Annotated in this window: 21 protein-coding genes and 1 pseudogene; 10 read left to right on the top strand and 12 right to left on the bottom strand. The window is 74.6% G+C overall.

Translation table 11 applies throughout. The features are described from left to right. Positions 1–232: 232 nt before the first annotated feature. A complete protein-coding gene (gene mraZ, locus KDN32_RS07575; RefSeq protein WP_129428430.1) occupies positions 233–661 on the bottom strand; it encodes a division/cell wall cluster transcriptional repressor MraZ in 429 nt (142 codons plus the stop codon). Between the two features lie 348 nt (positions 662–1009). Here mraZ and KDN32_RS07570 point away from each other — a divergent pair, with 348 nt between their 5' ends. The 3 genes from KDN32_RS07570 to KDN32_RS07560 are packed head-to-tail and all read left to right on the top strand — an operon-like array spanning position 1010 to position 5671. After that, the gene (locus tag KDN32_RS07570; protein ID WP_307853825.1) at positions 1010–2041 is read left to right on the top strand and encodes an AAA family ATPase; all 1032 of its coding nucleotides are present in this window, start codon (positions 1010–1012) and stop codon (positions 2039–2041) included. After that, the gene (locus tag KDN32_RS07565) at positions 2025–3302 is read left to right on the top strand and encodes a DUF58 domain-containing protein (protein ID WP_307853824.1); all 1278 of its coding nucleotides are present in this window, start codon (positions 2025–2027) and stop codon (positions 3300–3302) included. The genes KDN32_RS07570 and KDN32_RS07565 overlap by 17 nt, the downstream gene beginning before the upstream one ends. Beyond that, complete coding sequence (locus KDN32_RS07560; RefSeq protein ID WP_211731414.1) at positions 3299–5671, top strand: transglutaminase TgpA family protein; 2373 nt, start codon at positions 3299–3301, stop codon at positions 5669–5671. The genes KDN32_RS07565 and KDN32_RS07560 overlap by 4 nt, the downstream gene beginning before the upstream one ends. 197 nt (positions 5672–5868) lie before the next feature. On the opposite strand, the gene KDN32_RS07555 is transcribed toward KDN32_RS07560, so the two are convergent. From KDN32_RS07555 to KDN32_RS07530, 6 genes are all read right to left on the bottom strand, one after another. After that, on the bottom strand, positions 5869–6312 hold the full coding sequence (locus KDN32_RS07555) for an SCO2097 family morphological protein (RefSeq protein WP_211731413.1): 444 nt from the start codon (positions 6310–6312) through the stop codon (positions 5869–5871). Between the two features lie 97 nt (positions 6313–6409). Next, on the bottom strand, positions 6410–7579 hold the full coding sequence (gene dinB, locus KDN32_RS07550; RefSeq protein WP_307853823.1) for a DNA polymerase IV: 1170 nt from the start codon (positions 7577–7579) through the stop codon (positions 6410–6412). 30 nt (positions 7580–7609) lie between these two features. Continuing rightward, complete coding sequence (locus tag KDN32_RS07545) at positions 7610–8347, bottom strand: class I SAM-dependent methyltransferase (protein ID WP_211731412.1); 738 nt, start codon at positions 8345–8347, stop codon at positions 7610–7612. 84 nt (positions 8348–8431) lie between these two features. Beyond that, positions 8432–8857, bottom strand: a complete 426-nt coding sequence (locus tag KDN32_RS07540) for an SAV_6107 family HEPN domain-containing protein (protein ID WP_307853822.1) — start codon at positions 8855–8857, stop codon at positions 8432–8434. Positions 8858–8867: 10 nt separating this feature from the next. Continuing rightward, entirely contained in the window at positions 8868–9203 is a 336-nt protein-coding gene (locus KDN32_RS07535) for a DUF6504 family protein (RefSeq protein WP_211731411.1), read from the bottom strand. Between the two features lie 157 nt (positions 9204–9360). After that, positions 9361–9864, bottom strand: a complete 504-nt coding sequence (locus KDN32_RS07530) for a hypothetical protein (protein WP_211731410.1) — start codon at positions 9862–9864, stop codon at positions 9361–9363. Positions 9865–9922: 58 nt separating this feature from the next. Here KDN32_RS07530 and KDN32_RS07525 point away from each other — a divergent pair, with 58 nt between their 5' ends. Genes KDN32_RS07525 through KDN32_RS07515 form a run of 3 tightly spaced genes read left to right on the top strand, consistent with a single transcriptional unit; the run spans position 9923 to position 12351 of the window. Continuing rightward, positions 9923–10414 carry a YbaK/EbsC family protein gene (locus tag KDN32_RS07525; RefSeq protein WP_211731409.1) on the top strand — a complete coding sequence of 164 codons (492 nt, stop codon included), beginning with the start codon at positions 9923–9925 and terminating at the stop codon, positions 10412–10414. Positions 10415–10417: 3 nt separating this feature from the next. Beyond that, the gene (locus KDN32_RS07520; protein ID WP_211731408.1) at positions 10418–11008 is read left to right on the top strand and encodes a DUF4126 domain-containing protein; all 591 of its coding nucleotides are present in this window, start codon (positions 10418–10420) and stop codon (positions 11006–11008) included. A 29-nt stretch (positions 11009–11037) separates the two neighbouring features. Continuing rightward, complete coding sequence (locus KDN32_RS07515) at positions 11038–12351, top strand: phytoene desaturase family protein (protein ID WP_211731407.1); 1314 nt, start codon at positions 11038–11040, stop codon at positions 12349–12351. Here KDN32_RS07515 and KDN32_RS07510 read toward each other — a convergent pair whose 3' ends face one another. Both KDN32_RS07510 and metF read right to left on the bottom strand, forming a co-directional pair. Next, positions 12352–12951 carry an SIMPL domain-containing protein gene (locus KDN32_RS07510; RefSeq protein ID WP_211731406.1) on the bottom strand — a complete coding sequence of 200 codons (600 nt, stop codon included), beginning with the start codon at positions 12949–12951 and terminating at the stop codon, positions 12352–12354. Between the two features lie 34 nt (positions 12952–12985). After that, positions 12986–13876 (bottom strand): methylenetetrahydrofolate reductase [NAD(P)H], encoded by an 891-nt coding sequence (metF, locus tag KDN32_RS07505; RefSeq protein ID WP_211731405.1) that lies wholly within the window; start codon positions 13874–13876, stop codon positions 12986–12988. A 63-nt stretch (positions 13877–13939) separates the two neighbouring features. On the opposite strand from metF, the gene KDN32_RS07500 reads away from it, so the two are divergent. Then, on the top strand, positions 13940–15004 hold the full coding sequence (locus KDN32_RS07500) for a polyprenyl synthetase family protein (RefSeq protein WP_307853821.1): 1065 nt from the start codon (positions 13940–13942) through the stop codon (positions 15002–15004). Positions 15005–15052: 48 nt separating this feature from the next. Here KDN32_RS07500 and KDN32_RS22840 read toward each other — a convergent pair whose 3' ends face one another. From KDN32_RS22840 to KDN32_RS07485, 3 genes are read right to left on the bottom strand one after another with little or no spacing between them, the layout of a single operon-like run. Beyond that, the gene (locus tag KDN32_RS22840; RefSeq protein ID WP_211731403.1) at positions 15053–15487 is read right to left on the bottom strand and encodes a barstar family protein; all 435 of its coding nucleotides are present in this window, start codon (positions 15485–15487) and stop codon (positions 15053–15055) included. Further along, entirely contained in the window at positions 15484–15996 is a 513-nt protein-coding gene (locus KDN32_RS07490; protein WP_211731402.1) for a guanyl-specific ribonuclease, read from the bottom strand. Before KDN32_RS07490 ends, KDN32_RS22840 begins: the two co-directional genes overlap by 4 nt. Further along, a complete protein-coding gene (locus KDN32_RS07485) occupies positions 15996–16367 on the bottom strand; it encodes an Rv2175c family DNA-binding protein (RefSeq protein ID WP_211731401.1) in 372 nt (123 codons plus the stop codon). The genes KDN32_RS07490 and KDN32_RS07485 overlap by 1 nt, the downstream gene beginning before the upstream one ends. A gap of 178 nt (positions 16368–16545) precedes the next feature. Here KDN32_RS07485 and KDN32_RS23600 point away from each other — a divergent pair. From KDN32_RS23600 to KDN32_RS07475, 3 genes and pseudogenes are all read left to right on the top strand, one after another. Continuing rightward, positions 16546–17427, top strand: a pseudogene (locus KDN32_RS23600) (protein kinase domain-containing protein); the annotation flags it as partial. 6 nt (positions 17428–17433) lie between these two features. Then, on the top strand, positions 17434–18645 hold the full coding sequence (locus tag KDN32_RS23595; protein WP_443678613.1) for a Stk1 family PASTA domain-containing Ser/Thr kinase: 1212 nt from the start codon (positions 17434–17436) through the stop codon (positions 18643–18645). Between the two features lie 17 nt (positions 18646–18662). After that, complete coding sequence (locus KDN32_RS07475) at positions 18663–19562, top strand: DMT family transporter (protein ID WP_307853816.1); 900 nt, start codon at positions 18663–18665, stop codon at positions 19560–19562. Positions 19563–19594: the final 32 nt, after the last annotated feature.

The following is a 19594-nucleotide window of genomic DNA, read 5'->3' as shown; positions in this document are numbered from 1 at the left end:
TGACGGTGCTGAAGGTGCTGGCTGCTGGCGGTGCGACTGACACCCCCCGTCGTGTGGCACGGGGTGAGCCGCCGCACCAGGTCCCTGCCCGCTCCCCTGATGGGGAAGTGCCTTCTGAAGCCGGGGAAGTGCCCCAGACGGCGCTCAGTGGGAGCGGGCTCGAGACCTGGTGGTGCGGTCCTCGATGTCAGCTGTGCTGTTGTGGTGTGGCGGTCGTGCCGGCGGTGCGGGATCAGATCCCGGGGAAGACCTCGTCGCTGAGCTCGGAGAACTTCTGCTCCTGCTCCTCGGAGTAGGTGGCCCACGCGGTCGGGTCCCAGATCTCGATCCGGTTCATCGACCCGATGACCACGCACTCCTTGCGGAGCGACGCGTACTCCCGCAGCGGGGCCGGGATGTTGATCCGGCCCTGCTTGTCCGGCACCTCCTGGCTGGCGGCGGCGAACAGCATGCGGACGTAGTCACGGGTGCTCTTCTGCGTGACCGGCGCCTCGCGGAGCCGGTCGGTGAGCCGGCCGAAGTCCTCCAGCGACCAGACGGTGAGGCAGCGCTCCTGTCCCCTGGTCACCACGAGTCCCTCCGTCAGCTCGTCCCTGAACTTCGCCGGGAGGAAGAGCCGCCCCTTCTCGTCGAGCTTGGGCGTGTAGGTGCCGAAGAACATCCGGCACCTCCCCAGCTCGGCGGGCAGTTTCGACCCTGTCCCCCACTTCGCACCACATTACTCCACTTCGCTCCACCGTCAACCAGAACGAGCGTGTCGAGCGCACGAATTTCGCCCGTGGGGCACCCGTCGGGGCGGTGGGTGAACCGCGCGCCACGGCCGCTCTGAGCGTGGAATCGCCCGGATCCACGCTCGGCCTGGCCCAGGTGGAGCGCCGGTGGGGGAAACGGGCCGCCGGTGGTGGGGGAAAGTGGGGCGGCGGGACGCGGCGCCCGTCTGCTGTGGACAGGTATGTTGCGCGGACCACATACCGTGGGGTGGGGACTGCGAGCGAGGGGACGGCACGACGTGACGACTGGGGCAACCGGACAGGCCGCCGGGACGGCACCTGACCTGGACACCGTGCGCCGGGTGACCGGCGCGGTCCGGCACAACATCGAGCAGGTGATCGCCGGCAAGCCGGACGTGGTCAACGCCGCGCTGGTCGTGCTGCTGGCCGAGGGACACCTGCTGATCGAGGACGTCCCGGGGGTCGGCAAGACCCAGCTGAGCAAGGCGCTGGCGCGCAGCATCGACTCGTCGGTGCGCCGCATCCAGTTCACGCCCGACCTGCTGCCCTCGGACGTCACCGGCGTCTCGATCTTCAACCAGAACACGCGCGAGTTCGAGTTCCGCCCGGGCGGCGTCTTCGCCAACATCGTGGTCGGCGACGAGATCAACCGTGCCTCGCCCAAGACGCAGTCCGCGCTGCTCGAGTGCATGGAGGAGCGCCAGGTCACCGTCGACAACGCGACCTACCAGCTCGAGAAGCCGTTCATGGTCATCGCGACCCAGAACCCGATCGAGATGGAGGGCACGTACGCCCTCCCCGAGGCCCAGCGCGACCGCTTCATGGCGCGCGTCTCGGTCGGCTACCCGGTCGAGTCCGCGGAGATCGCGATGCTCGAGGGCCACACCTCGCACAACCCGCTCGACGACCTCGAGCCGGTGACCGACGCGGGCGAGATCCGCAAGGTGATCGAGATCGTCGGCCGGGTGCACGTGGCGCCCGCCGTCCACCGCTACGCCGTCGCGCTCACGACCGCGACCCGCACCAGCCCCGACCTGCACCTCGGTGCCTCCCCGCGCGCCACGCTCCACCTGGTGCGGGCGGCGAAGGCGGTCGCCGCGACCCAGGGGCGCGACTACGTGCTCCCCGACGACATCCACGGCATCACCTCGCCGGTGCTCGCGCACCGGCTGCTGCCCAACGTCGAGGCGACGATGAGCGGGCGCACGACCGCCGCGATCCTGTCCGGCATCGTCGAGTCGGTGCCGGTGCCGTCGGCTCCCGACGCCACCTCGGGCTCCACCTCGATCCCCCGTGGCAGCCGTGCGTGAGGCCCTCGCCGCACTGACCGTCCGCGGACGGGCGTTCCTCGCCGCCGGAATCACCACGGTCGTGGCCGCGGTGGTGGTCGGTCACTCCTCGATCGTGCGCATCGGCGTGCTGGTCGCGGTGCTACCCCTGCTCACCGCCTGGTGGATCGGCCGCTCGCGCTACCGGCTCGCGCTGGTCCGGACGGTCTCACCGCAGCTGGTCTCGGCCGGCCAGCCGGCGACCGTCGAGCTCACCGTGGCCAACGAGTCCCGCACCCCGACCGGGGTGCTGCTGCTCGAGGAGCGCCTCCCCTACGTCCTCGGCACCCGTCCGCGGTTCGTGCTGGAGGGCCTCGGTCACGGCTGGCGCCGGCACGCGACCTACCAGGTGCGTTCCGAGCTGCGCGGCCAGTTCGACATCGGCCCGATGACCGTGCGCGTCACCGACCCGTTCGGCCTCGTCGAGCTCGGCCGCACCTTCCACGCCACGACCCGCCTCACCGTGACGCCGCGGACCACCACCTTGCCGAGCATCCCGCTCGGCGGCGCGTGGACCGGGTCGGGCGACAACCGGCCGCGGGCCTTCGCGACCGGCAGCGCCGAGGACGTGACGGTGCGCGAGTACCGCCGCGGTGACGACCTGCGGCGCGTCCACTGGCGCAGCTCGGCGCGCGTCGGCGATCTGATGGTGCGCCGCGAGGAGCAGCCCTGGCAGTCCCGGGCGACGGTCTTCCTCGACAACCGCGGCACCTCGCACCGCGGCCAGGGTGCGGCCAGCTCGCTGGAGGGCGCCGTGTCGGCGGCCGCGTCGATCGCGGTGCACCTCACCCACCACGGCTACACGGTGCGACTGGTCACCGCCTCGGGCGACAGCCGCGAGACCCAGTGGCACTCGCAGACGGCCGAGGCGAGCACGATCCCGCTGCTCGAGGCCCTCGCCGTCGTCCAGCTCGACCACTCCCCCGCCCCCGACACCCAGTGGCTCGCCGAGCCCGGGCACGGCGGGCTCGTCGTCGGCGTCTTCGGCGGGCTCGCCGAGCACGACCTCCCGTTCCTGCGGCGGCTCCAGCACCACGCGTCGTCCAGCCTCGCGATCGCGCTGGACGTCGATGCCTGGGCGCCGCACCTGCCGGTGCAGCCCGGCCCGGGCGCGGCCTCGCAGCTGACTGCCAGCGGCTGGCGCTCGGTCACCCTCGGGCCGCGTGACCGCCTCGACACCGCCTGGCAGGAGCTGGGCCTGATGCACAACCGCGCCACCGCCGCGGCAGGAGCGGCACGATGAGGACGCTGACCGGATCCCCCGCCTCGTGGAGCACGCTCCCGCACCAGCTCCGGGTCTCGCTGGTGGCGGCGCTCACGGCCTGGACGACGGTGCTGTCGTGGCGGGTCCTCACCAGCGGCTTCGCCGAGGTCGGCTTCCCGCTGCTGTTCATCGGTGTCGTGCTGGCCGGCGGCGGCGCCGTCGCGCGGTGGAGCCGCATCCCGGTGGCCGTCGTCGTGCTGGGCCAGCTCGTCGTCGGCGCCCTGCTGGTGCTCGGCACCACCACCGGCTCGCCGCTGCCGACCCCCGGCAACGTCGACGCCTTCGTGGCCGCGCTCCAGAGCGCGCTGGAGAGCTCGCGGCAGTACGCCGCCCCGGTGCAGCCGGGCGTCCCGCCGGTCCACCCGCTGCTGCTGATCGGCGGCACGCTGGTCCTCCTGGCCGTCGACGTGCTCGCCTGCACGCTGCGCCGGGCGCCGGTCGCTGGCCTGGTGCTGCTGGCGGCGTACACGCTGCCCGTCGCCGTCACCGGCGAGGCCGTGTCGTGGTGGCTCTTCGCGGGCGTCTCCGCGCTGTTCCTCACCCTGGTCTTCATCCAGCACAGCGACCACGTCGCGAGCTGGGGCCGGGCCCCGGACGGCGAGCGCGGCGCGTTCTCGGTGCGCACCGGGGCGATCAGCAACACCGCCGTCGGGCTCGGCAGCGCCGCCATCGCCCTCGCCGTGGTCGTCCCGGTCGTGGTGCCGACGATGAGCATGTCGGTCTTCGACGGCAACGGGCCCGGGACCCGCGAGGTGCAGGTCAAGGACCCGATGGTCGACCTGCGGCGCAACCTGAGCCAGGGCAAGGACATCCCGCTGCTGTGGGTCACCACCCCGGGGCCCCGACCCAGCTACCTGCGCATGTCGGTGCTCACCCGGTTCAACGGCGAGGCGTGGACGTCGGGCGACCGCGAGATCCCCCCGACCCAGACCGCGACCGGGACCCTGCCGCCGCTCGACGGCGTCGCGGTGTCCGTGCCGCGCAAGGAGTTCAAGTACGACGTCCGGGTCGGCCCCGACTTCAGCTCCACCTGGCTGCCCACGACCGAGCAGGTGACGCGGATCTCCGCCGGCACGGACTGGCGCTACGACCTCAACACGCGCGACTTCATCGCCGCCCGCGACGTCACCACGGCGGACACCAGCTATGACTTCACCGGCGTGGAGCTCGACTACGACGAGCAGGCGATGAACGTCGCGGTCTCGGGTGCCGGGTCGGTCCCGGGCTACTACACCGACGTCCCGCCGACCCTCAACAACGAGATCCGCCGCCTCGCCGCGAGCGTCACCGCGGATGCCCCCACCCGCTTCCAGAAGGCCCAGGTCCTGCAGCGCTGGTTCCGCGAGGACGGCGGCTTCCGCTACGACAAGGGGCAGGTCGAGTCGGCCGGCAGCGGCGGCGCCGACCTGCTGGCGTTCCTCGACGACCGGGTGGGCTACTGCGAGCAGTTCGCCGCGTCCATGGCGATCATGGCGCGCGTGCTCGGCATCCCGAGCCGGGTGGCGGTCGGGTTCCTGACGCCCGAGCGGGCCACCAACGGCTCGTGGGAGTTCTCCTCCCACGACCTGCACGCCTGGCCCGAGCTCTACTTCCCGGGCTCCGGCTGGGTCCGGTTCGAGCCGACGCCCCAGGCGCGCGCCGGCCAGGTGCCCGGCTACACCACCGCGGAGTTCGCGCCGGTGCCCGAGTCGCCGAGCCCCAGCGCGTCCCGCTCGACCGAGCTGCTGCCCGACCGCGGCGAGTCGCCGAGCGCAGACTCCGGCACCGCCGACGAGGAGGGCTCGAGCATCCCGTGGGTGCCGGTCCTCGCCGGGCTGCTCGGCGTGGTCGCGCTCGGCGCCCTCCTGGCGAGCCCCCGGCTGGTGCGCGCTGCGCGGCGTCGCCGTCGGCTCGGAGGCGACATCGAGGACCTGTGGCGCGAGCTCCAGGACGTCACGCGCGACCTCGGCCACGCCTGGCCGCCGGGTCGCAGCCCCCGGCGCACGGGCGAGTGGCTCGGCCGGCTGCTGGGCCGCCCCGTCGCCGGCCGGGACCGACCCGACCGCCCCCGTCGCGGACGCGACCAGGCGCCGGAGGCGGCGCAGGCCCTCGACCGGTTGGTCGCGGCGCTCGAGCGCAGTCGCTATGCCCGCGACCCCGAGGCCTACACCGCGGAGGTCTTCCGCGCCGACGCCGAGCTGGTCGAGGAGTCCCTGGCCGCCGGCGTCACCCCGCGCGAGGTGCGACGGGCCGCCTGGTGGCCGGCCTCGGTCGTCGGACGGCGTACGACGTGGCGCTCGCGACCGCGGAGCGGCGACGCGGGCCCCGACGCGCAGGCCGCGCAGACCGTCGACGAGCTGGTCGGCTGAGGGAGGCGCGGCCGCTGGGAGTCCCCGGATGGCCGGGGACTCCAGCCGGATCGTGGAGACCCGGGGTCACCCGGCGGCACCAGGACTGCACGATCTTGTCGTGGGGCTCACCGGGCGTCACCGGGACTGCGCGACCGACTCACGGTCGCCACGGAGACCGTGACCGGTGACCGCGCGTGGCGGTCAGCGGGCGATGATCAGAGGCCGCGCTCGCGGCGGCGGCGCCACCGCTCCTCGACGCGCTCCATGAAGGGGCTGCCGTTGCGCTGGCGACCGGGACGGTGCGGGCGGTGCATGCGACCGCCGTCGACGACGCCGAGGCCGGAACGGCCGGATGAGCGCACCTTGGCCGGTGCGGCGGGCGACCGCGCGGACGTGAGCGCGAGGACCGCACCCCCGAGCATCACGACGAAGCCGGCGACGCCGATGACCGTCTGCAGCACGGCGGACAGATCGAGCAGCACGGCCAGCACCAGCAGGCCGATGCCGAGGGCGAGGATCACGCCACCGAGGATCATCCGTCGGCGGGCGGTGCGCTGGAACGACGTGCCGCGCAGGGTGGAGGCGAACTTGGGGTCCTCCTCGACGAGGGCGCGCTCCATCTGCTCGAGCAGTCGCAGTTCTTCCTCGGAGAGCTCCACGGTTCCTCCTCACCTTCTGCCAGCAAGTCTAGGCACGGTCCTGTCGCTACGGTAGGCGTCCCCGAAAAATCACGGACCGGATTCGGCCGGGCCGGGCTCACACCAGCCGCGCCGGACGCACCGCGGACGACCCGAAGCGCCGGGTCGCCCGGTCCACCGCCCGGTCGGCGTCCTCCCAGCCGTGGGCGGGCTCGCCCAGGACGAGCTGGCGCTGGACGCTCGCGCGCGGCACCAGCCCCTCGACCCGGACGCCCACCAACCTGACGCGGGTGCGGTGCAGGTCGAGCGCGTCGAAGAGCCGGACGACCACGCGGTGCACCTCGACCGTCACGTCGGTGACGTCGGGCAGGGTGCGCGAGCGGGTGATCGTGGTGAAGTCGGAGAAGCGCACCTTGAGCGTGACGGTGCGACCGGCGACCCCCGCCGCACGCATCCGGGCGGCCACCCGCGCGGAGAGCCGCAGCAGCTCGCGGACGATCACCTCCCGGTCGTCGGAGTCGCTCGCGAAGGTCTCGTCGGCACCCATCGACCGGTCGGGCTCCTGGTGGACCGCCCGCGGCACCAGGTCGGTGCGATCGGTGCCCCACGCGAGGTGGTGGAGGTGCTGGCCGAGGTGTCGGCCGACGGCCTGCTGCAGCTCGGCCACCGGCAGTCGGGCGAGGTCGGCGACGGTCACCAGGCCGCGGCGGTGGAGCATCGCGCGGGTCTTCTCGCCCACACCGTAGAGCTCGCCGACGTCGAGCGGGTGGAGGAACGAGGCGACCTCGTCGGGTCGGACCACCAGCACCCCGTCGGGCTTCGCGCGCCGGCTCGCGACCTTGGCGACCGACACCGACCCGGCCACCCCGACCGAGCAGGTGATGCCCTGCTCGTCGTGGATCGTGGCGCGCAGCCGCTCGGCGATCACCTCCGGTGGTCCGAGCCGGCGCGTGGAGCCCCGGACGTCGAGGAACGCCTCGTCCAGCGAGAACGCCTCGACGAGGGGGGTCACCTCACGGAAGGTCTCCATCACCGAGGCCGACACCCTGGTGAAGCTGTCGTAGTCCGGCGGCAGGACCGTGACGTGCGGGCACAGCGCCCGCACCCGGCCCATCGGCAGCGCCGAGCGGATGCCGTAGCGGCGTGCGACGTAGTTGGCGGCCAGCACGACCCCGCGCCCGCTGCCACCGACGACCACCGGCTCGTCGACCAGGTCCGGCCGCTCCCGCAGCGCCACGGAGGCGAAGAAGGCGTCCATGTCGACGTGCAGCAGCGGGGTGTCGGTCACCGCACGCCCCCGGACGACGGGGCGGCAGGGTCAGCGTCGGGCGAGCACGTGGAGCTGGGCCGCGAGCGGACGGTACTCCGGGCGGGTCGCCACCGACCGCTCGAGCTCGACGAGGGCCGCCGTCGCGCCGGGCTCGAGGTCGAGGAGGCTGCCCGGCGCCAGGTCGGCGAAGACCCGGACGCCGTGGACCGTCGTCGGGTCGAGCCCGGCGCCGCGGAGCAGGTCGTCCACCTCGTCGTGGGTGAACCGCCGGCCGCCGCGGCCCGCGGCGGGACCACCGTCGAGCAGCTCGCGGGCAGCCTGGAAGTGACCCGCCATGGCGCGCGCGACGACGGCCGCGTGGCGCTGGGCCACGACGAGGCTGAGGTGTCCGCCGGGGCGCAGCACCCCGCCGATCGCCGCGAGCGACGCCGCGGGGTCCTCGACCATCTCGAGCACGCCGTGGCACAGCACCAGGTCGGCCTCGTCGACCAGGTCGGCGAGGTCGGACAGGTCGCCCTGCTGGCCGGTGACCCGGTCGGCGACGCCGCGCTCGCGGGCCCGGCGGTCGAGGGAGGCGAGGGCGTCCGGGCTGGGGTCGATGACCTGCACCCGGTGGCCGAGCTCGGCCAGCGGGACGGCGAACCCGCCGGTGCCGCCGCCGACGTCGACGATGCGGGCCTGCTGCTCGCGCAGCGTCGGGTCGGTCTCCAGCAAGGTGCGTACGCCGTCCCAGACCACGCCGGTGCGGACGGACTGGCGACGCTCGCTCGCGGAGGGCTGCTGCATGCGGGCAACCCTAGTGCGTGCGGCGCGGCGGGCCCGGCGGGCTTCATCCCCGGCTCCATCCCGGCTCGCTCCCCGGCTCGGCGCTCAGGCGACGCTGGCGTGCGGGACCAGGCCCAGCGACTGCTCGACGACCGCGAGGAAGCGGTCGGCGTCGCGCACCAGGTCGTCGGCCTCGCGCTCGGTGACCGCACGCGTCGACCCCGCCTCGGCAGCCGCGCGCTTGGCCGCGCCGGCGGCGAAGAACGTCGCCCACTCGGTGAGCTCGGGGGCGACCTCGCACAGCAGCACCCAGGCGTTCTTCTGCCGGCGCCCGCGCGGCGCGGGCCGGGCGCGCGCCGCGAGCAGGGCCGCGGCCGCGCACAGGGCCGCGACGTGGGCGCAGGCGTAGCGGGTGGGGACGTCACGGGCCGTGATCGCGTCGCTCAGCGAGGTCGCGGAGCGGGCGAGGTAGGTGTGGGAGCTGGCCGGCAGGGTCGCCGCCGAGGTCGGCCCCAGGGGTGCGGTCGCCACGGTCACCACCTCAGTCCTGGCACCCGACGAGCTGCCAGCGCCCGTCGGTGCCGTCGAAGGACAGGTCGAACACACCGTGACCCGCCGGCTCCGCGCCGTCGACGAGCCGGACGCCGGACGGCATCCCCCGACCCGCCTCGACCCGCCACAGCTCGCGCGCCGCGGACCGGGCGGTGCCGACCCCGGCGACCGCGTGGCCCGGCGGGGCGGGCTGCCGCCACGGTCCGGTCTCCACCCAGTGCGCGACCACCGCGCGCACCTTCCACAGGCGTCCCCGCCACAGGAACTGCTCGGGGTCCTCCGCCTCGCCCCGTCGCACCTCGACGGGGTCGTCGTACTGCCTCATCGCGCCTCCTCGACACCTCGGTCGACCCCGGGCCGACCCGGGTGACGGTGGGGTCGAGGTCACCGCCACCCGGATCGCATCGAACGGATGTTCGAACACCGAGAACGATAGACCCCACCACCGACAGCCCGTCAAGGACGGACCGGGCGCGCGGGCGTCAGCTGCCGCGGAGGTCGCCGTGGAGGTCGCCGGTGAGCTCGCCGCGGAGGTAGGCCGTGGTGTCGCGGCGCCAGAGCAGGACGGCCAGCGCCAGGCCCTCGACGATGACGAGCGCGGCCAGGACGACGAAGATCGTCGGCAGGTGCGAGTCGAGCGCGACGGCGCCCACGAGCACCCCCACGCCGACCGTCGCCGTCAGGACGAAGCGGGCCCAGCCGTGCCCGCCGAGGAAGAACGACCCGAGCACGAGCGACAGCAGCGCGAAGCCGACGAAGGCGACGAGCGAGATGGCGACGAAGCCCGGGACGATCGGGCTCTCGCGCAGCTGCTCGATGCCGCCCTGGGCCAGGATGTCCTGGGCCGACGGGTTGCCCTCGGCCCACCCGAGGATCACGTCGTCGCGCATCAGCCAGGTGAGCAGCGTGATCACCCCGGCCGTGGCCACGATCAGCCCGAGCAGCCGCACGCTGTTGACCACGGAACCCGGCACCTCGCGCGCCATCCACACACCCCTTGAAATCGTCGTACGACTCGTCGTCGCTCGTCGCTAGGCTCGCATCATGTCGAGCGAGCACGCATCCATCACCTCATTTCGAGGCGAGCACACCCGACGCGGCGGCACGGGCGACGTGGTCATCCTGCCCGACAGCGCCCACACCGCGGCACTCGCCGCGGCGGCGCTGGGGTGTGAGGTCGGCGCCATCGCCAACAGCCTGCTCTTCGACGCCGGGGGCGAGCCGGTGCTGATCCTCACCTCGGGGGCGCACCGCGTCGACACCGCCGCGGTCGCGCAGCGCATCGGCGTCGAACGGCTGCGCCGCGCGTCGCCCGAGTTCGTGCGCGAGCACACCGGCCAGGTCATCGGCGGGGTCTCCCCGATCGACCACCCGGCGCCGGTCCCCACCTGGATCGACCCGTGGCTGCGGCAGCACCCGGTCGTGTGGGCGGCAGCCGGGCACCCGGCCGCGGTCTTCTCCACGACCTACGACGAGCTCGTCGCGATGACCGGTGCGGCCGAGGTCGACGTCGAGCCGCCGGCCGCGGAGGACTGAGGCGTGGACGCCCTCGCGCTCACCTTCTCCAGCGGCTGGGCCAGCGGCGTCAACGCGTACCTCGTCGTGCTGGTCCTCGGCCTCGCCGACCGGTTCGGCGGGTCGGAGGCGATCCCGGACGTCCTGGGCCGGTGGGACGTGCTCGCCCTCGCGACCTTCCTCTACGCGATGGAGTTCGTCGCGGACAAGATCCCCTACGTCGACTCCACCTGGGACGTCGTCTCCACCGCGATCCGCCCCACCGCCGGTGCCGTCATCGGCGTCCTGCTCGCCGGCGAGGCCGACACCCTCGAGCAGGCGGTCGGTGGCGTGGTGGGAGGTGGCACCGCGCTGCTGAGCCACCTGGCCAAGGCGGGCGGCCGGCTGGCCCTCAACTCCTCGCTGGAGCCGGTCACCAACGTGTTCGCGAGCCTCGCCGAGGACGCCGCGGTGCTCGCGGTGGTCTGGTTCTCCCTGGAGCACCCACGCGCGGCGGCGGCGATCGCCGGCGTGCTGCTCCTGCTGGGCCTGGTGCTGCTCCTGGTCCTCGGGCGGCTGGTCCGGCGCGGCTGGCGCCGGTGGAGGCGTCGCGCACCGGCGCAGCCGGTCGGCTGACGGTCGCCGCGAGGACCTAGGGTTCCCCCGTGGCGCGTGTCGTGGTGGTCGGAGGCGGCTTCGGCGCGATGGCCGCGGCCGCGCGCCTCGCCAAGCTCGGTCACGACGTCACGCTGCTCGAGCGCTCCGACCACGTCGGGGGCGCGCTGACGAGCGTCGAGGCCGACGGGTTCGCGTGGGACGCGGGTCCGGCGAGCACCCTGCTGCCCGCCGTGGTGCGCGACCTGTTCCGCAAGTCGGGGCGACCGCTCGAGCGCGAGGTCGACCTCGCGCCGCTCGACCTGGTGCGCGAGCACCGCTTCGAGGACGGCTCGCGGCTCGCGCTCCCCGGCGGCTCCCGCGCGGCCCAGCTCGCGGCGTTCGAGGGCCTCGGGCCCGGGCTCGGCCACCAGTGGGTCGGCCACGTCGCGTCCTACGGCGAGGTGTGGGAGCTGCTGCGCAAGGAGTGGTTCGAGCGGCCCTTCGACCCGGACGTCGCGCCGCGCGAGCTCACCGACCTGCTGGGGCGGCGCGAGTCCCTGCACCGGCGCCTGCGCCGTGCCTTCGACGACGAGCGGCTGCGGCTCGTCGCGGGCCACCGGCTGGTGATGGACGGCCACGCGCTGCGCGACGTGCCGACCTTCGCCGGCGTCGACGTCTACCTCGAGCAGCGCTTCGGTGCGTGGACCGTCCCGGGCGGGCTGGCCGCCCTCGGCACCGCGATGGCCGAGCGGCTCGCGCTGCGCCGCGTCGACGTCCGCACCGGCACCGAGGTGGGCGACCTCGTGGTCCGCGACGGCCGAGTCGTCGCCGTCAGCACCCGCACGGCGGACGGCAGCGGCACGGTGGACGCCGACGTGGTCGTCGTCGGGGTGGACCCGCGCCGGCTGCCGGCCCTCGCGGCCCACGTGCGGCGCACCGTCCCGGCGTTCCCGCCGGTCGTGTGCCACGTCGGCCTCGACGGCGAGGTCCCCGACCTGCCGCACGAGGTGGTGCTCCACGGCGACCCGCTGCTCGTGGTGCGGACCGGAGGACGCGCGCCGGACGGGGGCGCCGCCTGGACGGTGCTGGCACGCGGCCGCCTCGTCGAGGACCCGCTGGTGGCGCTCGCCCGCCGCGGCCTCGACGTGCGCCGTCAGGTGGTGACCCGCGTGGACCGCACGCCGCGCGACCTCGTGGAGCTCTTCGGGGGGTCCCCGCACGGAGTGAGGTGGGCGGGTCCGCGGACCGCGCGCCAGCGGCTGGGCCCCCGCACACCGGTCGCGGGCGTGCTCGCGGTCGGCGCCCACGCCACCACCGGCTCCGGCCTGCCGTTCGCCGGGCTCAGCGCGGCGCTGGTCGCCGAGCTGGTCGGACGCGCCTGATCAGGCGAGCTCCCACACGACCGTGACCGTCGACGTCACGGTCGCCTCGCCGGGCTCGAGGCCGCCCGCGGACGCGAGCGCGACCTTGGCGACCGGCACCGGTCCGGACGCCGGGTCGCCCTCCACGACCGTCTGCACCGAGCCCAGGCCGGCCCCGGACATCCGGGCGAGCGCCGCGGCCCGCTCGCGCGCGTCGTGGAACGCGGCCTCGCGGGCCTTGCCGCCGGCCACGGTGTCGTCGGCGACCTCCAGGGCGACGCCGTCGACGGCGAGCCCGTCGCCGACCTCCCGGGCCAGCTCGGCGAGCATCGCGCCGGCCTCCGCGAGGTCCGCACAGGCGATGGCGTAGCCGTGTCGCGCCTCGTAGCCCTCGCGCCTGCCCTCGTGGTCGTGGAAGGGCCACACGGTGATGCCGGTCGAGGCGATCCGGCGCTCGTCGGTGTGGCGCGCGGCGACGTCGACCACGGTCGCGGCCGCTGCGGCCATCGCCTCGTAGGCCTCGGACACGCCCGCGCCTCGGGCGAGGGCGGACAGGCGGACGACGGCCGTGTCGGGGGTGACCCGCGCGGTGCCGGTCCCGGTGACGGTGACGGTGCGCATGGCCCCAACCTAGTCCGGGCGCTGCCGGGACGCCTCAGACCGTGATGCGGAGGTTGGCGAAGATCTCCCGGGTCGCACGCGAGCGGTTGAGCGTGTAGAAGTGCAGACCCGGCGCGCCGGCGTCGAGCAGCGCCTCGCACAGCTCGGTCGCGATCGCGATGCCCTCCTGGCGCAGCCCGGCGGGGTCCTCGGCGAACGGCGCGAGGCGGGCGACGACCTCGTCGGGCAGCTGGCGACCGGAGAACTCGACCATCCGCTCCATCGAGCGCAGGTTCAGGATCGGCATGATGCCGGGGATGATCGGGAGGTCCGCCCCGACCCGCTCGGCCCGCTCGACCAGCCCGACGTAGTCGGACGCGCGCAGCACCATGTCGGTCACCGCGAACTCGGCACCGGCGTCGTACTTGGCGCGCAGCACCCGGGCGTCCTGCTCGAGGTCGACCGCGTCGACGTGGCCCTCCGGGAACGCCGCCACGCCGATGCGCATGTCGGGGCGGCGGTGCACCAGCGCGACGAGCTCGCTGGCGTAGGTGAGGCCGCCGTCGGTGGGCGTCCAGGGTGAGCCGGGTCCGCCGGGCGGGTCGCCGCGGAGCGCCATCACGTGGTGCACCCCGGCGCCGGCGAGGTCGTCGAGGATGGCGGAGAGCTCCTGCGTGGTGTGGCCGACGCAGGTGAGGTGGGCGACCGGCAGCATGCTGGTCTCGCGGGCGATGCGGGCGGTGATCGCGACGGTCCGGTCGCGGGTCGTGCCACCGGCTCCGTAGGTCACCGACACGAACGTCGGGCCGTAGGGCTCGAGCTCGGTGATCGCCTGCCAGAGCTGCTCCTCGCCGGCGGCGTCCTTGGGCGGGAAGAACTCGAAGGAGAACGAGCGCTCGCCGCGCGCGAGGAGCTCGCCCATGCTCAGGCCGCGACCGGTCGACATGGCACCAGCCTACGGAGAACGGCGATGCGTCCCGGCCCGTGTCCACTGGTTAGGCTCGCCCGCGTGACGACGTGGGACCCCGCAGACTTCCGCGACCAGGTCCAGCAGGTCCTCGACGCGTTCCTCGACGAGCGGGCGGCGGAGCTCGCCCCCCTCGGCCCCGACGCCGGCCGCCTGGTGGCGGAGGCGCGTACGGCCGTGACCGGCGGGAAGCGGTTCCGCGCGGCCTTCTGCCACTGGGGCCACCGGGCGGTGCGCCCGGAGGTCGCCGACGAGCAGGCCCTGGCCCGCGCGTGCGCCTCCCTGGAGGTGCTGCACGCCAGCGCTCTGGTGCACGACGACTTCATGGACGCCTCCGACACCCGCCGCGGGCGCCCGGCCACCCACCGCGCGTTCGAGGCCGAGCACCGCTCCGCCGGGTGGCGCGGCGACGCCGAGCAGTACGGCGCCGCGGCCGCCATCTTGCTGGGCGACCTCCTGCTCGGCTGGGCCGAGGACCTCCTGCGGCACAGCGGCTTCGCGCCCGAGGAGGTCGGGCCCGGCCTGACGCTCTTCGAGCAGTGCCGCAACGAGGTGATCGCCGGGCAGTTCCTCGACGTGTCCGTGCAGGCCCGCGGCCGGGCCGACGTCGACACCGCGATGACGGTGCTGCGCTACAAGTCCGCGAAGTACTCGATCGAGCGGCCGCTCCACGTCGGGGCCGGCCTCGCCGGCGCGACGCCGGCCCAGCTCGACCAGCTCACCCGCTTCGGGCTCCCGCTGGGCGAGGCGTTCCAGCTCCGCGACGACCTGCTCGGGGTCTTCGGCGACCCCGCCCAGACCGGCAAGCCGGCCGGCGACGACCTGGTCGAGGGCAAGCGCACCGTGCTGGTCGCCCTGGCACTGGACGCCGCCTCACCTGCTGCGGCCGCGCGGCTCGACGCCGCGCTCGGCACCCCGCTCTCGCCCGCCGACGTCGACGAGCTCCGCGACATCATCGACGCGTCGGGCGCGCGGGCGCAGGTCGAGGAGGTCATCGGCCACCTCGCCGACCGCGCCGTCACCGCGCTCGAGGCCGCCGACGTCGACCCGACCGCGCGCGGCGTGCTCACCGACCTCGCCGCCGCGGCGACGCAGCGGACCGTCTGAGGGGGCTCGTGACGGGCGCGGGCGCCCTCCTCGACCGGCGGTCGACGCTCAGTCCAGGCTGGTGACGCCCGGCACGACCGGGCCCTCGCCGCGCAGCAGCACCGCGAAGGGCACGCCGCGGTCGGCGGCGACCCGGGAGCCGAGGACGCTGAGCGCGACGCTGAACGCGCGCTCGTCGGAGCGGGCGAGGGTGGCCCAGCCGTCCCAGAGCAGCAGCACGCCGGCCGTGCCGGACCCGACGTCGTGGAGGCAGTCGGCGAGGGCGTCGAAGTTCTGTCCGTAGTGGTCGGGGAAGCTCAGCGTCTCCCCCACCGCCGCGAGGAAGCCGGCCTTGGTGTCGGCGCGGGTCCAGCCGTCGACGTGGCCGAACCCCCACCCCGCGTGCTCCACCGCGTGCCGCACGTCGTCGACGGCGAGCGCCGAGTGCCAGTGGTCGATGCCCGGCGCGCGACGCCCGGACAGCACCGCGGCCAGGCCGCTCACGACGTCCTCACGATGCGCGAGAACGACTGGTAGTGGTCGGCGGTCCAGTAGAGCTCGCCGCCGTCTCCGGCGACGATGCGCCGCGCGCCGCGCGTGTCGGCTCCGGGCGTCGGCACGGTGTACTCCCGGTAGTAGCCGTACGGCTGGTCGGGCAGCAGGTCCTCGCGGTTGCCGAAGACACCGTCGTCCTCGTCCTCCGGGAACGGGCCGCCGCGGTCGATCAGCTCGACCGTGCGGGCCGCCTCGCGCGGCAGGTCGGCGAGGCGGACGAGCGGCAGCCCGCTGTCGGGGTCGGTCGAGGCGTCGGTGCCGGGCTCGGTGGTGGGGTCGGACGTCGGGTCGGACGTGGGGGCCGTCGACGTGGTGTCGCGGGCCACGGTCGGGCCGTCGGCACCCGCGTCCCCGTCGCCGCCGGAGAGGCCGCCGCCGACCGCCCAGACGAGGAGCAGGACGGCGGCGACGAGCAGCAGCAGCCACCGGAACCGCTGGCGGCCGGCCCCGGCGGCCATCAGTACTCCAGCACCTGCGCGCGCCGCTTGACCTCGCTGCCGCGGTTCTCCCGCAGCGCGTCGATCGGCCGGCCCGGGAGGTCGTCGTCGGTGAACAGCCAGGCGATGCACTCGCGGTCGTCGAAGCGGTGGTCGTGCAACAGGGTGAGCAGGCCGGGCAGCCCCTTGACCACGAGCCCGTCCTGGATGAAGTCGGCGGGCACCTTCGGCCCGGCCCCCGGCACGGGGAAGGCAGCGGCGAGCTCGTGGTCGCGGATCATCGTGCGCACCTTCGAGGGCGTCACGCCGAGCAGCTGCGCGACCTCGGCCCAGTCCAGCCACTCGGGGACGAGGGCGGCGAGGTCACGGTCGGCGAGGGGGGCGTCACTCATGGCGCGAAGTCTGTCACGGGGGCGCCGCGCCACGCCGGGGGTCCGCGCCTGGGCCGGGCCCTGGGCGCCGCTTCCGTACGATGTGGGGGCCGGATCCTTCCCCGTCCGGTGATGGAGGTCGACCGTGGAGCCACCCGAGCACGCGCGCGCAACCGCGCCCGGCGCTGCTGGCGACCCCATGGTCGGTCGGCTGCTGGACCGCCGCTACCGCATCACCGCCCGGGTCGCCCGCGGCGGCATGGCCAGTGTCTACGAGGCCACCGACACCCGCCTCGACCGCACCGTCGCGGTCAAGGTGATGCACCCGGGCCTCGGTGACGACCAGGAGTTCGCCGAGCGGTTCGTGCGCGAGGCGCGCGCCGCCGCACGGCTCAACCACCCCCACGTCGTGGGCGTCTACGACCAGGGCGACGACACGTCCGACGGCACCGACACGGTCTTCCTGGTCATGGAGTACGTCCCCGGCCACACGCTGCGCGACGTGGTCCGCAAGGAGGCGCCGATGCCTCCCACCCGCGCCCTCGCGCTCCTCGAGCCGGTCGTCTCGGCGCTCGCCGCCGCGCACCGCGCCGGCCTCGTGCACCGCGACGTGAAGCCGGAGAACGTGCTGATCGCCGACGAGGCGCACGGCGGACGGGTGAAGGTGGCCGACTTCGGGCTGGCGAAGGCGGTCAGCGCCGACACCCAGCACACCGCGACCGGCGGGGTGCTGATCGGCACCGTGTCCTACCTCGCCCCCGAGCTGGTCGTCGACGGTCGCTCGGACGCGCGCGCCGACGTCTACGCCGCCGGCGTGGTGCTCTACGAGCTGCTCACCGGGGCCAAGCCGCACGAGGGTGAGTCGCCCATCCAGGTCGCCTACCGCCACGTGCACCACGACGTGCCGATGCCGTCGCTGCTCCAGCCCGGCACCCCGGACTACGTCGACGCGCTCGTCGCCCGCGCCACCTCGCGCGACCGCGGCCAGCGGCCGGCCGACGCCACGGTCCTCCTCCACCACCTCCACCGGGTCGAGCAGGCGCTGCGCGAGGGCCTCGCGTCCGACCCCGAGCTCGCGGCCGACCTGATGCCGCGGCGCCCGGCGGTCACCGACGAGGCGCCGGGCGCGGACGACACCCGGCCCGAGCCGTTCGACGCCGGCGCACTCGCGCTGCTCACCGAGGTCGACCCGCGCGAGTCCGGCCTCGTCGACGACGGCAGCCCGGACCGGACCACCGCGCTGGAGCGGCACCCGGTCGCGACGCCAGCCGACCGCCCGCGGACCGCGGTCGCCGAGCCGGAGCCCGACCCCGTCACGACCGCGATGCCGGTGCGTGCGACCGCGCCGGAGCGCCCGGGAGGACCGCGCCCGCCCAGCCGCGTCACGCCGGTCACGACCACGGCGCGCCGCCGCTCCCTCAAGGGACCGCTGCTGCTGGTCCTCTCCCTCCTCCTCGTCGCCGGGATCGGCGTCGGCGCCTGGTGGTTCGGGTGGGCGCGCTACACCACCGCCCCCGGGGTGCTCGGCCTGGACGAGGCGGCGGCGTCGGCCAAGCTCGAGTCGGCCGGTCTGGACGCCGAGGCGGGCGATCCGGCGTACTCCGAGAACGTCGCCGCCGGGCTGGTGATCGCCACCGACCCGGAGCCCGGCGGCAAGGTCCTCGACGGCGGCACCGTGACGCTGGTGCTGTCCCTCGGTCCGGAGCGCTACGACGTCCCCCAGCTCGCCGGCCAGACCGAGGACCAGGCGCAGGACGCGCTGGCCGCCACCAACCTCGCCTTCGGGTCGAGCAAGGGCCGGTGGAGCGAGACCGTCCCCGAGGGCCAGGTCATCCGCACCTCCCCCAAGGCCGGCACGACCCTCAAGCCGGGCGCCACCGTCGACCTCGTGCTGAGCCGGGGCCGCAAGCCGATCGAGGTCAAGGACTGGACCGGCAAGGACCTCGACGACGCGACCGCGGCGCTGGAGAAGCGCGGGCTGCAGGTGGACGTGGCGTCGGAGGAGTACAGCGACACCGTGCCCGACGGCGTGGTCATCTCCCAGGACCCCACCACCGGCACCCTCTTCCGCGGCGACACCGTCACCTTCGTGGTCTCGAAGGGCCCCGAGCTCGTCGAGGTCCCGCGGGTGCGCGCGATGGGCGTCGACGCCGCGACGGAGCTCCTCGAGGGCCTCGGGTTCCAGGTCGCCACCGAGCAGTCGGACAACTACCTCGGGCTGGGCTACGTCTTCAGCTCCGACCCCGGCGCGGGCGACGCGGTCCCGAAGGGCTCCACGATCACGCTCTTCCTCATCTGAGGTCCTAGCCTTCGTCCGTGACACCCGAGCAGACCCGACGCACGACCCTGCTCGCGTCCCTCGCGCTGCTCGCCCTCGCCGCGTGCTGGGGCAGCACGTTCTTCATGATCAAGGACCTCCTCGACCGGGTCCCGACGCTCGACTTCCTCGCGCTGCGGTTCACCGTCGCGTCGCTGGCCCTGCTCCTCGTGGCGCCGCGGGCGATCGCGCGGCTCTCCCCCGTCGTGCGCCGGCACGCCGCCGTCCTCGGGCTGCTCTACGGCGTGGCGCAGATCCTCCAGACCGCCGGCCTGGCACACACCCCGGCGAGCATCAGCGGGTTCGTGACCGGGCTCTACGTCGTCTGCACGCCGCTGCTCGCGGCGGCCATCCTCCGCACCCGGATCCCCCGCGTCACGTGGGCGGCGGTCGCGCTCGCGACCGTCGGCCTGGCCGTCCTCGCGCTCGACGGGCTCAGCGTCGGCTACGGCGAGGCGATCACGCTCGCCTCCGCGGTGCTCTACGCGCTCCACATCGTCGGTCTCGGGGCGTGGTCCTCCGCGCGCGACGCGATCGGCATGACGATCCTGCAGATCATGGTGATCGCGGTGGTCTGCACGATCGCCACGGCGCCAGACGGCATCGTGCTGCCCGACCGCACCTCGGACTGGGTGTCGGTGCTCTACATGGCGGTCGTCGTGGGCGCCCTCGGCCTGCTCGGGCAGACGTGGGCACAGGCCCACCTGCCGCCGACCCGCAGCGCGATCATCATGAGCATGGAGCCGGTCTTCGCCTCCCTGTCCGCGGTCTGGCTGGGTGGCGAGGACGTCACCGCACGGCTGCTGGTGGGCGGCACGATGGTGCTGGTGGCGATGCTGACCGTCGAGCTCGCCCCACGCCGGGCGGTCGAGGGCGAGGTCCCGCACATCGCCGTCTGAGCCCGCGACCGGCCCCCTCCCGTGGGTCCCTC

This window comes from Nocardioides palaemonis (assembly GCF_018275325.1).
GTDB classification, from domain to species: domain Bacteria; phylum Actinomycetota; class Actinomycetes; order Propionibacteriales; family Nocardioidaceae; genus Nocardioides; species Nocardioides palaemonis.
This window is presented reverse-complemented; position numbering and strand designations above follow the sequence as displayed.

Excerpts from the sequence above, each read along its gene's own strand:
- mraZ (WP_129428430.1), bottom strand. The coding sequence starts at position 661 with ATGTTCTTCGGCACCTACACGCCCAAGCTCGACGAGAAGGGGCGGCTC.
- KDN32_RS07560 (WP_211731414.1), top strand. The coding sequence starts at position 3,299 with ATGAGGACGCTGACCGGATCCCCCGCCTCGTGGAGCACGCTCCCGCAC.
- KDN32_RS07545 (WP_211731412.1), bottom strand. The coding sequence starts at position 8,347 with ATGCAGCAGCCCTCCGCGAGCGAGCGTCGCCAGTCCGTCCGCACCGGC.
- KDN32_RS07535 (WP_211731411.1), bottom strand. The coding sequence starts at position 9,203 with ATGAGGCAGTACGACGACCCCGTCGAGGTGCGACGGGGCGAGGCGGAG.
- KDN32_RS07530 (WP_211731410.1), bottom strand. The coding sequence starts at position 9,864 with ATGGCGCGCGAGGTGCCGGGTTCCGTGGTCAACAGCGTGCGGCTGCTC.
- KDN32_RS07525 (WP_211731409.1), top strand. The coding sequence starts at position 9,923 with ATGTCGAGCGAGCACGCATCCATCACCTCATTTCGAGGCGAGCACACC.
- KDN32_RS07510 (WP_211731406.1), bottom strand. The coding sequence starts at position 12,951 with ATGCGCACCGTCACCGTCACCGGGACCGGCACCGCGCGGGTCACCCCC.
- metF (WP_211731405.1), bottom strand. The coding sequence starts at position 13,876 with ATGTCGACCGGTCGCGGCCTGAGCATGGGCGAGCTCCTCGCGCGCGGC.
- KDN32_RS07490 (WP_211731402.1), bottom strand. The coding sequence starts at position 15,996 with ATGGCCGCCGGGGCCGGCCGCCAGCGGTTCCGGTGGCTGCTGCTGCTC.
- KDN32_RS07485 (WP_211731401.1), bottom strand. The coding sequence starts at position 16,367 with ATGAGTGACGCCCCCCTCGCCGACCGTGACCTCGCCGCCCTCGTCCCC.
- KDN32_RS23595 (WP_443678613.1), top strand. The coding sequence starts at position 17,434 with ATGCCGCGGCGCCCGGCGGTCACCGACGAGGCGCCGGGCGCGGACGAC.